We start from the raw sequence: 13,914 nt of genomic DNA, 5'->3' as shown, positions 1-13,914 counted from the left end.
GTGCGGAGTCGTGGGGTGCAGGGGATGTCGACACGAGGACTCCTCGGGGTGGGGACCGCTGTGGGACGAGCGGTGTGCACAAGGGAGGGGGTTTGTTCAGAGGACGTGCCGCAGGGCGCGGTCACGGATCATGAGGGCGGCTCTCTTGTCGGGAAGGTCGACTTCCGCCGCGTAGCGGAAGCCGCCGCCGAGGAAGGCCGAGACCGAGGGGGTGTTGCGGAGGTCGGGTTCGGCGACGACGCGGGTGCACCGCGGCCGGTGGTCGAGGACCAGGTCGGCGACGGCCCGCAGGAGTGTGGTGCCGACGCCCCGGCCCCGGTCGGTGGAGCCTCCGATCAGCAGGTGGACGCCCGTGTCGTGGGGGCGTGCCGGGTAGTGCCGGGCGAGCGGGTCGAGGTCGGCGCGGTAGATCTCGAAGTAGCTCATGGGCGTGCCGTCGAGCAGGCCGAGGCAGGGGACGCTCCGGCCGTCGCCCTCCAGTTGGGCGCGGAGGTGTTCGGCGGTCACGGTCTCGGGCCCGGCGAGCTCCCAGAAGGCGGCGACGGCGGGGTCGTTCATCCACCGGGTGAGGAGCGGCAGGTCCCGTTCGGGCCGGACGGGGACGAGCCGGAAGGAACCGGCCGGGGTGGTGGCGGGGCTCCAGGAGGTGACGGAGTCGAGCAGGTCGCCGTCGAGGAGCTCGCGGTGCGGGCGGTCGCCGCGGAAGAGGACGCCGGCCGGGGTGCCTGCGCCTGTGTCGGTGCCGGTGCCGGTATCGGTGGCAGGGAGGGCGGAGGCGCCGGTGGTAGGGGGGTCCGTGGTGGGGGCGCCGGTGGCAGGGGACTGTGGCGGCGCTCCCCGGGTGAGGAGGGCGATCAGGTCGTCGACCCTCAGGTCGAGGGTGTCGTCCCCCGGTGGGTCGACCGGGGGGTGGGTGGGTGACACGGTGTCGCTCTCCTCTCGGCGGTGCGGTCGGGACGTGGGGCCGCCGGCTGGGATCGGGGCGGAAGAGGTCCGGCGTGGAAGGGCGGGGACGGCAGGGGGACGGGGAGGTCAGGGGGCGGGGGTGGCGAGTGCGGAGAGGTGGGCGCGGAGGGGGTTGGTGATGGTGACGTAGACGGACTGGGTGTCGACCGGGCCGACGAGTTCGTCCAGGCCGTGCAGGCGGGTGAGGAGGTTGGCCTTGCTGCGCAGGGTCGCGGCTTCCAGGAGGCGGTGCGGGAGGGGCGAGCCCAGACCGGTGGAGGAGGTGAGGAAGCTGCGGAGGGCGGCGAGCAGGACGCGTTCGTCGGCGAGGTGCTGGGCGCCGAAGGCGCCGATCAGGCCGAGGACGTTGTTGATGCCGAGGTAGTAGGCGAAGCGCTCGTCGGTGACCTGGTCGGAGACGAAGGTGTCGCTGTGGGCACCGATGCCGGGGAGGCGGCTCTCCAGTTCGCTCCGACGGGACTCGCGGAAGTAGTAGCCCTGGTTGTCGCGGTAGCGGCCGCCGACCGGCCAGCCGTCCGGGTCCAGGAGCACCAGGGTGTTCTGCTGGTGGGCCTCCAGGGCGATGCCGGCGTGTCCGTCGAGCCAGAGGACGGGGCGGACGACGTGGTCGAGGTAGCGGAGGAACCACTCGGTGGCCACGGCCGCGGCGGGGCGGCCGGTGCGGGCGGAGAGCCGGCCGATGACGTCGGCGAGCCGGGAGCGCACGGCGGTGGCCCCGGGCCAGGGGCGGGGGGTGGTGAGGGCGGCGATGCAGACGGCGTCGTCGCCGGGGCCGAAGGGGTTGTGGCGGATCATGACGTCGAGGCCGGGGACGGGGGTGCCGTCCGGGGCGTCGACGGCCAGCCAGGCGGGGTCGCGGACGATGTCGAAGCCCGGGTGGGCGGCCTGCCACTCGTCGACGAGACCGGTCCGGAGCAGCCGGTGGACCTCGACGCCTCGGTGGAGTTCCTTGCGGAGGTTCTCGCGGCGGGAGTTGGTGATGCGCAGGCCGAGGGAGAGCTTGAGCATGGCCGGGGCACCGGGCCGGTGCACGGTGCGGATGGAGGAGGTGGGGTGCCAGGGGGCGCCATGAGGGCCGAGGTCGTGGAGGAGGCCGCCGTCGAGGAGGGCGCGGACGTCGGGGCGGTGGCGGAGTTCGCGGGCCTGCCAGGGGTGGAGGGGCAGGGGGACGGTGCCGGCGGGGAGCGCCGGTCCCTCCGCGAGGTCGAGGGCGAGTTGCTCGGCGGTGACGGGCCGGCCCTGTTCGGTCCAGGCGGAGTCGGAGGCCAGGACGGAGGTGTCGACGGCGAACCAGTGGAGGGGGAAGGCGCCGTGCAGTTCGGGTGAGTAGAGGCGGTTCTCGGCCTCGGTGAGGCCTTCCCGGCTCTTGGGGGTGGGGTGGAGGGGGTGGCCGAGCAGGAGGGACTGTTCGGCGGCGAGGAACAGGTCGGCGTCCGGGTGCGGCTGGGGCCGGTGGCGGCGCGCGGCGATGAAGTCGGCGGTGCGGCGGGCGGAGTCGGCGACCCGGCCGACGAGTTCGGTGCCCTCGGGGCGGCCGGTCTCCCGGCTGAGGAGGGCGGCGACGGTGACGGCGTCGACGGGCGGCGCCGAGGAGGGGAGCCCTTCGAGGACGGGAGCGCCGAAGCGGTGCCAGCCGGTGGGCGACCAGTAGAGGACGGGGACGAGGAGGGCGGTGCCGCTGGAGTCGAGGGGGACGCGCAGGGTGGCGGAGCCGGGGTCGGGGAGGTTCTTCTCCCGGACCCAGCAGCGCAGGAGGTTCTCGACCGCGGCCGTGTCGGCGGCGCGCTCCGGGGCGGGGTCGTCCAGGGGGTCGGCGGCCGACCGGGAGGACAGGGGGCCGTGCGGTCCGGCGTGCTGGCGCGGGACGGTGGGGTCACCGGAGTCGGGGCGCCCGGAATCGGGGTGCTCCGGGCCGGGGTGCTCGGCGCCGGGTGCACCGGGGGCGAAGGTTCCGGACCCGAGGGGCTCGGTGGCGGGGAGGGGGGCGGCGGGCGCCGGGGAGGTGGGCGTGGCGTTCACGGGCTTCCTTGGGGGGTGGGGCCGGGGGCGCGGTCCGAGGGTCAGGGGGACGGCGGTCGGTGGGGCGGCCCGGGGGCGGGCGTGGGGGCCGGGGCCCGGCGGGAGGAGGGCGGGTGGACGGCGCGGGCCCGTTCGGCGGCGGCGAGGGCGTCGGCGAAACGGTCCAGGACGGCGGTGGCCTGCTCGTCGGTGAGGGTGAGCGGCGGCAGGAGCCGTACCACCGCGGAGTGGCGGCCGCCGAGTTCGACGATGAGTCCCCGGGCCAGGCACTCCTGCTGGACGGCGAGGGCCAGGGCGGGGGCGGCGGGCGGGACGGTGTCGTCCGGGCCGGCCGCGTCGGGGTCGACGAGTTCGACCCCGATCATCAGGCCGCGGCCCCGGACGTCGCCGACGCACGGGTGGGTCGCGGCGAGGCCTTCGAGCTGCCCGAGCATGCGGGCGCCGAGGGTGCCGGCCCGTTCGGCGAGCCGGTTCTCGCGGACGTACGCGAGGGTGGCCGTGCCGGCGGCCATGGCGAGCTGGTTGCCGCGGAAGGTGCCGGCGTGGGCGCCCGGTTCCCAGGCGTCGAGTGCGGAGCGGTAGACGACGACGGCGAGGGGGAGGGAGCCGCCGATGGCCTTGGAGAGGACCATCACGTCGGGCACGACGCCGCTGTGTTCGACGGCCCAGAAGGCTCCGGTGCGGCCGACCCCGGTCTGCACCTCGTCGACGACGAGGGGGATGCCGCGGTCGGCGGTGACGCGGCGCATCCGGCGCATCCAGTCGTCGGGGGCGGGGATGACGCCGCCCTCCCCCTGGACGGCCTCGACGATCATTCCGGCGGGGGTGGTGACACCGCTCTTGGGGTCGTCGAGGAGGCTCTCGGTCCAGCGGGCGGAGAGCTCCGCGCCGCGTTCGCCGCCGACGCCGAAGGGGCAGCGGTACGGGTACGGGTAGGGCAGCCGGGTCACGCGGACGTCGGGGGCTCCGCCGGAGGCGGCGAGGGCTCCGGCGGTCATGCCGTGGTAGGCACCGGTGAAGGCGAGGACGCCGTCGCGGCCGGTGGCGGTGCGGACGAGCTTGAGGGCGGCCTCGACGGCGTCGGTGCCGGCCGGTCCGCAGAACTGGACGCGGGCGTCGTCGGCGAGTTCGCCCGGGAGGGTGGCGAACAGTTCGGAGGTGAAGGCGTCCTTGACGGGGGTGGCGAGGTCGAGGACGTGGAGGGGGGCGCCCGAGTCGAGGACCTTCTTGACGGCTTCGAGGACCACGGGGTGGTTGTGGCCGAGCGCGAGCGTCCCGGCGCCGGAGAGGCAGTCCAGGTAGCGGCGGCCGTCGGCGCCCTCGATGGTCAGCCCCCGGGCCCGCACGGGCACGATCGGCAGGGAGCGGGCGTAGGTGCGGGCGGCGGACTCGCGCAGGGACTGGCGGCGCAGGATCCCCTCGTATCCGGTTCCCCGTACCGTCCGCCCCGACGGAGACGCCTGCCCGAGTCCCGACGGAGACGCCTGCCCGGACCCGGACGGCTGCCCGGACCCGGACGGCTGCCCGGATGCGGATGCCCGCCCCGACACCGGCGCCAGTCCCTCTTCGTACCCTCCAGCGGTCTCGTCCGTTTCGCCCGGTGCGGTCGTCGGGGTCGGCGGGGCGTGCGGCTCCGCCGGGACGGCCGGAGCTGGTTCGGTCACGGCCACGGCTCGGTGTCCTCCCGCGGTAACAGTTGCGTTGCACATCGGGGCGTCGTGGAGCGGCCGCAAGGACCGTTCCGGGCGCCTCCGTTGTGTCCCCCGTACGTACCAACGACGGGAACTCCCCGGGATCACGGGCCGGAGGCAAGATCTTGGCGTGTCCCGGATCACGGCACGGCAACGGCCGAACGGTGCCCGGAACCACCGGTGGGGCGCGTACCGTCCCCTCCGGCACCGGCATAGTGGAGGCCGTCGGCCGCGGTCCGCCGGGATCCGGCCGCGAACAGGTCCGTGAAAAGGCCCGTGAACAACGAGCTGTACAAGTTGACGTAGTCCCAGGGGGATCACGAGATGCGATCGATTCGTCCGTTGCTGACGGCGGCCTCCGCCGTCGCGGCGCTGACGCTCACCGTTACGTCCTGCGGGCCGAGCGAGGAGAACGCGGGGGACAAGCCCAGTGCCCCCACGAGCCTGAGCCCGGCCGAGAAGATCAAGATTCCGGAGGAGCTGAAGGAGCGCCTGAAGGAACACGGGATCGACCTCGACAGGTGGCGCGACGGCGAGTGGAAGAACTGGGACCGCGACAAGTGGCTGCGTGAGGCCAAGGACTTCGTCAACCCGATCATCGAGGACCTCTGGAACCCGGACCGGATGCGGGAGGCCGAGCGCCCCGACAAGCCGGTCGAGGAGGAGGACATCTCGGGCGACGAGGGCGTCACCGACCCGTCCCCGGACCCGGTGCGGGCGAAGGCCGTGGACGCGAAGTACCACGACAACGCCCCCGAGTCCGGCAAGGTCTTCTTCGACGGTCCCGAGGGCTCGATGGTCTGCTCGGCCACGGTCGTGCAGGACCCTGCGCACCCGGGCAAGTCCAACATGGTCTGGACGGCCGGTCACTGCGTGCACAAGGGCAAGAAGGGCGGTTGGTACCGCAACATCGCCTTCGTGCCCTCGTACAACGACTCGGCGCTGGCGACCTCCGACCTGGAGAAGGCGACGCGGGAGCAGATCGCCCCGTACGGCGTGTGGTGGGCGGAGTGGGTCAAGACCTCCGACCAGTGGATCGCCGAGGGCGCGAGCACGGGCGGCGCGGGCGCTCCCTACGACTTCGCGGTCATCAAGGTGACCCCGGAGAAGGGCTCCCCCGCCAGGTCCCTGGAGGAGACGGTCGGTTCGGCGCTGCCGGTGGAGTTCAACGCGCCCGCCGTGCCGAAGGTCGCGAGCCTGACGGCGACCGGTTACCCGGCGGCGGCGCCGTTCGACGGCCAGAAGATGTTCCAGTGCCAGGACAAGCCGGGTCGGCTGTCCCTGAAGGCGGACCAGCCGACGATGTACCGGATCGGCTGCACCATGACCGGCGGTTCGTCGGGCGGCGGTTGGGTGGCCGAGGGCAGCGACGGCAAGCCGGCGCTGGTGTCGAACACCTCGATCGGCCCGTCGACGGCGGGCTGGCTCGCGGGGCCGCGCCTCGGCCCGGAGGCCAAGGGCATCTTCGACTCGGTCAGCAAGAAGTACGCCGGCCAGTAGGTCCGGCACGGAGGCGGGGCCCCGGGAGGGGGTCCCGCCTCCACCCGTGTCGCCCCCGTCCCGCAGGGCGCGCCGGACCGCGGCCGGCCCCGGCACGGGACGCGTACCCGGCCCGTGCGGGCGCAGCGCGAGAAGGCGCCGTGCCACCGCGACGCGGCCCCGGTCGGCGAGATCTTCTGCGACGCGGCGCCGGGGCGGCCCGCGAGACGGTCGGCGAGAAGTACGTCCGCTGATCCGTCCGCGCCACGGAACGGACGAAGGCGCCGACCCCTTCCCGAAAGGGAGGAGGCCGGCGCCTTCGTCTCGCGGACGGGCCCGTCAGTGCGCGGCGGGCACGAACGGCACCAGGAGCGACGCCAGTTCCTCGTGCACCCTGGCCTTGATCAGGGTGCCCTCGGGGGTGTGCTCCTCGGACTCCAGCTCGCCCTCGGCGTGCACCCGCGAGACCAGACCGCCCTGCGTGTACGGCACGAGGGCCTCGATCTCGACCTTCGGCCGCGGCAGCTCGGCGTCGATGAGCGCGAGCAGCTCGTCGATGCCCCGGCCCGAGCGGGCCGAGACCGCGATGGAGTGCTTCTCCGTGCGCAGCAGCCGCTGGAGGACCAGCGGGTCCGCCGCGTCCGCCTTGTTGATCACGACGATCTCCGGCACGTTCACCGCGCCGACGTCCCGGAAGACCTCGCGCACGGCGGCCAGCTGCTCCTCCGGGGCGGGGTGCGAGCCGTCCACCACGTGCAGGATGAGGTCGGAGTCGCCGACCTCCTCCATGGTGGAGCGGAACGCCTCGACCAGGTGGTGCGGAAGGTGCCGGACGAAGCCGACGGTGTCGGCCAGGGTGTAGACCCGGCCGGTGGGCGTCTCGGCCCGGCGGACGGTCGGGTCGAGCGTGGCGAACAGCGCGTTCTCCACGAGGACGCCCGCGCCCGTGAGCCGGTTGAGCAGGGAGGACTTACCGGCGTTGGTGTATCCCGCGATGGCGACCGACGGCACGTTGTTGCGGCGCCGCTCCTGCCGCTTGATGTCGCGGCCGGTCTTCATCTCGGCGATCTCCCGGCGCATCTTCGCCATCTTCTCGCGGATGCGGCGCCGGTCGGTCTCGATCTTGGTCTCACCGGGACCGCGGGTGGCCATGCCGCCACCGCCGCCGCCACCCATCTGCCGGGAGAGCGACTGGCCCCAGCCGCGCAGCCGCGGCAGCATGTACTGCATCTGCGCGAGCGCGACCTGCGCCTTGCCCTCTCGGGACTTGGCGTGCTGGGCGAAGATGTCGAGGATGAGGGCGGTCCGGTCGACCACCTTCACCTTGACGACGTCTTCGAGGGCGATGAGCTGGCCGGGGCTGAGCTCGCCGTCGCAGACGACGGTGTCGGCGCCGGTCTCGACCACGATGTCCCGCAGCTCGCGTGCCTTGCCCGAACCGATGAAGGTGGCCGGGTCCGGCTTGTCGCGGCGCTGGATCACGCCGTCGAGCACGAGGGCGCCCGCCGTCTCGGCGAGGGCAGCGAGCTCCGCGAGGGAGTTCTCCGCGTCCTGCACGGTCCCCGAGGTCCAGACGCCGACCAGCACGACGCGCTCCAGGCGCAGCTGGCGGTACTCGACCTCGGTGACGTCCTCGAGCTCGGTGGAGAGGCCGGCGACGCGGCGCAGGGCCGCGCGCTCGGAGCGGTCGAACTGGTCGCCGTCCCGCTCTCCGTCGATCTCGTGGCTCCAGGCGACGTCCTCTTCCATCAGGGCATCGGCCCGAAGGCTCTCGGTACGGCTCGTCTCCGCGAAGCTCTGGTTGTCCTGGGAAGGGGATGAAGAGGAGGTCATTGGATCCTTACGTCTGAGGAGAAAGAGGGTGTGACGGTGACAACGCACGCGGGCGCCGGAAGATTCCCGGACCCGGCCGCGTCGCCGACCGGACGATGGTGACACGGTCCGCGGGGGCCCGTCACCCGGGTTTCGCGGCATTCGCGGGGCCCGTCACCCGGGTTTCGTGACGTCCGCCGTGCCGTGGTCCGGGGCCCGGAGCGCCCGCGCCCGGACCCCTCACCCGGCCTTCGGCGCGTCCCCCGCGCCCCGGACCGGGTTGCTGCGCCAGTCCGGGTGCCCCGGCATGGGCGGGGTCTTCTCCCCGTACAGCCAGTCCCGGAGGAAGCCGGTGAGGTCGCGTCCGGCGGTCCGGCCGGCCAGGGCGACGAAGTCGGCGGTGGTGGCGTTCGCGTCGCGGTGCCGGGCGACCCAGGCACGCTCCAGGCGCCGGAAGGCGTCGGTGCCGATCTCCTGGCGGAGCGCGTAGAGGACGAGGGAGCTGCCGTCGTAGACGATCGGCCGGAAGAGGCTGATCTTGTGGTCCGGCGAGGGCGGCTCGGGGGCCGCCGGGGGCCCACCGGCCGCCCGCCACCCGTCGGAGGCGGCGTAGGCGGCCTTCATGCGCTTCTCCAGGGGCCTGCCGGCGGTCTCGTCGGCGTACAGGGCCTCGTACCAGCTGGCGTGTCCCTCGTTGAGCCACAGGTCGGACCAGCTGCGGGGCGAGACGCTGTCGCCGAACCACTGGTGGGCCAGCTCGTGGACCATGATCGAGTCGACGTACCACTCGGGGAGGGCCGGCTCCGTGAAGAGGCGGCGCTCGAAGAGCGAGAGGGTCTGGGTCTCCAGCTCGAAGCCGGTGGCGGCGTCGGCGACGAGCACGCCGTACGTCTCGAAGGGGTACGGGCCGACCTGCCGCTCCATCCACTCCACGTGCCCCGGCGTCCTGCGGAGCCAGGGTTCCAGGAGCTCCCGGTCGGCGGTGGGGACCACGTCCCGCAGGGGCAGCCCGTGGGGGCCCGCGCGGTGGACGACGGTGGAGCGGCCGATGGAGACCTGGGCGAGCTCGGTGGCCATGGGGTGGCGGGTGCGGTAGGTCCAGGTGGTGTGGGAGCCGTGGCGGACGCGGCCGGCGGGCAGGCCGTTGGCGACGGCGGTGAGTCCGTCGGGGACGGTGATCCGGAAGGTGAAGTACGCCTTGTCCGCCGGGTGGTCGTTGGACGGGAAGACCCGGTGGGCGGCGTCGGCCTGGTTGGCCATGGCGAGGCCGTCGCCGGTGCGGACCCAGCCGCCGGTGTCGGCGGGGCCGGTGGGGTCGCTGGTGTGGGTGACGGTGATCCGGAGCGGCTCGTCCGCGTCGACGGGCTCGGCGGGGGTGACGACCAGGTCCTCGCCGCGGCTGGTGTACGCGGCGGGCCGGCCGTCGACGGTGACGGCGGAGACCCGGCCGTGGGTGAAGTCGAGGTTGATCCGCTCCAGGTCGTCGGTGGCGAGCGCGTCGATCCGGGTCACGGCGGAGAGCGGCTTCGTGTTCACGCCGGGGTAGGCGATGTCGAGGGTGTACGCGAGGACGTCGTAGCCCGGGTTGCCGAGGTGCGGGAAGAGCGGGTCGCCGATGCCGAGCGGCGTCGGGGCGGGCAGGGAGGCGGCGACGAGCCCGGCCGAGGAGGCGACCAGGGCGGCGGAGCGGAGCCACCGGGCGCGGGGCAGGGGGGCGCGGTCGAACGGCACGGGGGATCGGGCGAACGGCATGGGCCAGGGCCTTTCCGGGGGTGAAACCCTACGGCTACCAGGGCTTTCGCCGCACGCCGGGACGGCTCGCCCGCCCGACACCCGAAGGGGTTCACCCCCGGGGGTCACCTGCCCGCCCCCGTGGAGGGTCCGCCCGTCCCGCGCGTGCACGGCCGTGTTCCCTCATGTCCGGCGCGGGCGGGGTCGGGGTGACGCGCGGTGGCGGGCGCGGCTCACGTCGTACACCCCGGGCACGTCCCGCATGGCCCGCATGAGGGCGGGGAGCTCCGCCGCGTCGGGGAGGTGGAGGGTGTACGTGTGGCGGACCCGCTGCTCACTGGGCGGCTCGACGGTCGCGGAGACGACCGCGGCCCCGGCGGTGGCGATGGCCTCGGTGAGGTCGGCGAGGAGTCCGGGCCTGCCGAAGGACTCGGCGACGAGGGTGACCCTGCCCTGGGCGGTGTCGCCCCAGCGGACGACGACGGGGGGGCGGCCGATCCGGCGCATGGCGTCGGCGGAGGCGCAGCCGGAACGGTGGACGGTGACCGACCCGCCGCTCACCCGGAAACCGGTGATCTCGTCGGGGGGTACGGGGGTGCAGCATCCGGCCGGGCGGACGGCGGCGGGCCGCTCGCCGTCCACGTCGGCGTGGAGCTCGGCGCCGGAGCGGCGGTCGTCGGCCGGACGGGGGTCGGGCCGTGTCCCGGGCCGGTCGTCGGGCCGGGGCCGGTGCCGGGGGTCGGCGGGGGCGGCGCTCTCGGGGTGGTCCCGCAGCCAGCCGGTGATGGCGATCCGGGCGGCGGGGGTGCGGGCGTGGTCCAGCCACTCCGGGGACGGGCCGGACACGGGGTCCTGGGCGAGCAGCAGCTGGACGGTGTCGCCGTCGCCCAGGACGGTGCTCAGCGGGGCGAGGCGCCCGTTGACGCGGGCGCCGAGACAGGCGTGGGCGGCCTCGCCGTGCTGGGCGTAGGCGGCGTCGACGCAGCTGGCGCCGGCGGGCAGGCTGATCGTGCCGGGGGCGTCCCCGTCGGCGCGGAAGACGGTGATCTCGTCGTCCTCGGCGAGGTCGGCGCGCAGCGAGGTCCAGAAGGTGTCGGGGTCGGGGGCGGACTGCTGCCAGTCGAGGAGGCGGGAGAGCCAGCCGGGGCGGGTGGGGTCGACGCGCTCGCCGTCCTCGGGCGCCGGGGACGCGGGGGCATCCTGCGGCCCGGCCGGGGGTGCCGTGTCCTCCGGCTGCTCGGCCGGTTCCGGTCCCCCGTGCGGGTTGCCGAGGGCGACGACCCCGGCCTCCGCGACCCTGTGCATCCGGTGGGTCCGGATGAGGACCTCGGCCACGGCCCCGTCGGGGGCGGCGACGGCGGTGTGCAGGGACTGGTAGAGGTTGAACTTGGGCGCCGCGATGAAGTCCTTGAACTCGGAGATCACCGGGGTGAAGCAGGTGTGCAGCTCGCCGAGGACCGCGTAGCAGTCGGCGTCCTCGGCGACGAGCACGAGGAGCCGGCCGAAGTCGCAGCCGCGCAGGTCGCCGCGCTTGAGGCGGACGCGGTGGACGGAGACGAAGTGCCGGGGCCTGACGTGGACTTCGGCGCCGATGCCCGCCTCGCGCAGGACGGCGTCGACCTGTTCCGCGACGGCGCCGAGCGCGTCGGGGGCGTGCGGGGCGCCGGCGACGAGGGCGCGCGTGGTCTCGTACTCCTCGGGGTGGAGGATGGCGAAGACGAGGTCCTCCAGCTCGGTCTTGAGGGCCTGGACGCCGAGCCGTTCCGCGAGCGGGATGAGGACGTCCCGGGTGACCCTGGCGATCCGGGCCTGTTTCTCGGGGCGCATCACGCCGAGGGTGCGCATGTTGTGGAGGCGGTCGGCGAGTTTGATCGACATGACCCGGACGTCGTTGCCGGTGGCGACGAGCATCTTGCGGAAGGTCTCGGGTTCGGCGGCGGCGCCGTAGTCGATCTTCTCGACCTTGGTGACGCCGTCGACGAGGTAGGCGACCTCGTCGCCGAACTCCCGGCGCACCTGATCGAGCGTCACCTCGGTGTCCTCGACGGTGTCGTGGAGGAGGGAGGCGGTGAGGGTGGTGGTCTCGGCGCCGAGTTCGGCCAGGATGAGGGTGACCGCGAGCGGGTGGGTGATGTACGGCTCGCCGCTCTTGCGGAACTGGCCGCGGTGCGAGGACTCGGCGAGTACGTACGCCCGGCGCAGCACCGTCAGGTCGGCCTCGGGGTGGTGGGCGCGGTGCGCCTCGGCGACGTGGCCGATGGCGTCGGGGAGCCGGTCGCGGGGGGCCGGTCCCGCGGTGGCGCCGAGCAGGGCGGCGCGGCCGAGCCGGCGCAGGTCGATGCGGGCGCGTCCACGCTTGCGGACGGTCACGTCGGTGGCGGCGTCATCCGCCGTGCTCAAGGGGTTGGCGGCCTCTGCGCTCATGGGGCACCTCCGGCGACAGACCGGCGGTGGGCGGGCCAGACGTGCCCGGGGGCCGGTGCTTGATGCTACCGACCCCACCACGCGGCGCAGTCACGCTCTCGCTCAGCGTGAATCGGATCACCCATTCGAGCGATAATTCAGTCACTGGCCGTTTCGATTCCGGTGCCCGCGGCGTTCTCGGGACCCTCGGCGAGCCAGGCGGGGTCGAGGGTGCCCTCGGCGACGATGACGGCCGGGCCGGTCATGTCGATCCGCCCGTCGGGGTGCTCGGTGATGACCAGGGTGCCGCCGAGGACGTCGACGGTGTACGTGACGGGGGTGCCGGTCCCGGCGGGGTCGGTGCCGTCCCGGCGGGCGGTGGCGACGGCGACGGCGCACGCGCCCGTGCCGCAGGAGCGGGTCTCGGCGGCGCCGCGCTCGTGGACCCGCATGGCGACGTGGCGGGGGCCCCGGTCGACGACGAACTCGATGTTGACCCCGTCCGGGTAGACCGAGGCGGGCGCGTAGGCGGGCTCGGTGAACAGGGTCCCGGCGTGGTCGAGGTCCTCGACGAAGGCGACCGCGTGCGGGTTGCCCATGTTCACGTTGCGGGCGGGCCAGCTGCGGCCGTCGACGGTGATCGTGGCGCCGGCCTCGGGGAGGACCGCGCGGCCCATGGCCACGGTGACGGAGCCGTCCTTGTCGAGGTGGACGTGCTTGATCCCGCCACGGGTGGCGACGGCCACCTCGCCGGCGGTGACGTGTCCGGCGTGCTCCAGGTAGCGGGCGAAGACCCGGACCCCGTTCCCGCACATCTCGGCGACCGAGCCGTCGGCGTTGCGGTAGTCCATGAACCACTCGGCCTCGTCGGCCAGGTGCCGGGCCTCGGGGTGGGCGGCGCTGCGCACGACGTGCAGCAGCCCGTCGCCTCCGATGCCGGCCCGCCGGTCGCAGAGCCGGGCGACGGTGGCGGGGGGCAGGTCGAGGGCGTTCTCCGCGTCGGGGACGATCACGAAGTCGTTCTCGGTGCCGTGGCCCTTGAGGAAACGGAGCGGGGAGGTCTGCGTGCTGGTCACGAGATCAACTGTACGGGGCGGGGGCGGGGGCGACGATGTGCGGGGCCGTCGGGGCGGGTCCGAGGGCCCGGGTCCTGCGGGGCGGGGCCTTCGGCCCGGGTCCGGCGGGGGCGGGCCGCGCGCCGGATCGCGCGGGGCGGTGGAGGCGGGCCACCCGTCCGGACCGCGGAGGTCAGCGGAGGCGGGCCACGCGCCAGACCGCGAGGGCGACCAGGGCGCCGATGGTCGCCACGTACAGGGCGAGGACGCGCCAGTCCGGACGCTCGCCGGAGCCGCGCGCCGGGAGGCCGGGCCAGGTGTGGCCGACCTTGCGGGCGGCCATCACGCCCCAGCCCGCCGCGCAGGAGCTGATGAGCAGGCCGAGCATGGCGACGACCGCGCCGCCGTCCCCGGAGCCGAAGGCGAGCGGGAAGGCGAACATCAGCGAGCCGACGGCGGCGAGGCCCACGATCGGGGCGAGCTGCCAGATCCGCAGCCGCCGCTGGGGGCGCAGCTCGACCTCGACCTCGTCGGCGTCCACCTCGACGGCGGTGCCGACCGCGTCGTCGGGGCCGTCCGGGGTCAGTCCCGGGGGCCCGGCCGGAGCGTCGTCCACCGGGTGTCCGAGGCGTCCCGGGGTCTCACCCGACGGGCCCGCCGCCGGGTCGCCCAGGACCGCTTCGTGCTGTTCTCTGTCGCGAGGGCCGGCCTCCATCGCCACGCGCCCTCCCCACTCGGACTCCACTTGGTCGATCGAT

The 13,914-nt window shown here is 74.4% G+C and carries 9 protein-coding genes; 1 reads left to right on the top strand and 8 read right to left on the bottom strand.

All coding sequences use genetic code 11. The features are described 5' to 3' along the window. Positions 1 to 96 precede the first annotated feature (96 nt). From ACFY7E_RS26370 to ACFY7E_RS26360, 3 genes are all read right to left on the bottom strand, one after another. Positions 97 to 924: a GNAT family N-acetyltransferase gene (locus ACFY7E_RS26370; protein WP_389488908.1), complete on the bottom strand. Its 828-nt coding sequence runs from the start codon at positions 922 to 924 to the stop codon at positions 97 to 99. A 108-nt stretch (positions 925 to 1,032) separates the two neighbouring features. Beyond that, a complete protein-coding gene (locus tag ACFY7E_RS26365) occupies positions 1,033 to 2,985 on the bottom strand; it encodes an IucA/IucC family protein (protein WP_389488906.1) in 1,953 nt (650 codons plus the stop codon). Positions 2,986 to 3,026: 41 nt separating this feature from the next. Beyond that, a complete protein-coding gene (locus ACFY7E_RS26360) occupies positions 3,027 to 4,400 on the bottom strand; it encodes a diaminobutyrate--2-oxoglutarate transaminase family protein (protein ID WP_389489010.1) in 1,374 nt (457 codons plus the stop codon). 600 nt (positions 4,401 to 5,000) lie between these two features. Between ACFY7E_RS26360 and ACFY7E_RS26355 the strand changes: the two genes are divergently transcribed. Then, positions 5,001 to 6,176, top strand: coding sequence for a trypsin-like serine peptidase (locus tag ACFY7E_RS26355; RefSeq protein ID WP_389488903.1), 1,176 nt, complete (start codon positions 5,001 to 5,003; stop codon positions 6,174 to 6,176). 318 nt (positions 6,177 to 6,494) lie between these two features. Here ACFY7E_RS26355 and hflX read toward each other — a convergent pair whose 3' ends face one another. From hflX to ACFY7E_RS26330, 5 genes are all read right to left on the bottom strand, one after another. Continuing rightward, positions 6,495 to 7,988, bottom strand: a complete 1,494-nt coding sequence (gene hflX, locus ACFY7E_RS26350) for a GTPase HflX (RefSeq protein ID WP_389488900.1) — start codon at positions 7,986 to 7,988, stop codon at positions 6,495 to 6,497. 219 nt (positions 7,989 to 8,207) lie between these two features. Continuing rightward, the gene (locus ACFY7E_RS26345) at positions 8,208 to 9,719 is read right to left on the bottom strand and encodes a M1 family metallopeptidase (RefSeq protein WP_389488898.1); all 1,512 of its coding nucleotides are present in this window, start codon (positions 9,717 to 9,719) and stop codon (positions 8,208 to 8,210) included. A 162-nt stretch (positions 9,720 to 9,881) separates the two neighbouring features. Then, entirely contained in the window at positions 9,882 to 12,122 is a 2,241-nt protein-coding gene (locus ACFY7E_RS26340; protein WP_389488896.1) for a RelA/SpoT family protein, read from the bottom strand. Positions 12,123 to 12,259: 137 nt separating this feature from the next. Continuing rightward, complete coding sequence (dapF, locus tag ACFY7E_RS26335) at positions 12,260 to 13,177, bottom strand: diaminopimelate epimerase (protein ID WP_389488894.1); 918 nt, start codon at positions 13,175 to 13,177, stop codon at positions 12,260 to 12,262. A 172-nt stretch (positions 13,178 to 13,349) separates the two neighbouring features. Then, entirely contained in the window at positions 13,350 to 13,871 is a 522-nt protein-coding gene (locus tag ACFY7E_RS26330) for a hypothetical protein (protein ID WP_389489008.1), read from the bottom strand. Positions 13,872 to 13,914 lie beyond the last annotated feature (43 nt).

It is taken from the genome of Streptomyces sp. NPDC012825 (genome assembly GCF_042900925.1).
In the GTDB taxonomy this organism is placed as follows: domain Bacteria; phylum Actinomycetota; class Actinomycetes; order Streptomycetales; family Streptomycetaceae; genus Streptomyces.
This window is presented reverse-complemented; position numbering and strand designations above follow the sequence as displayed.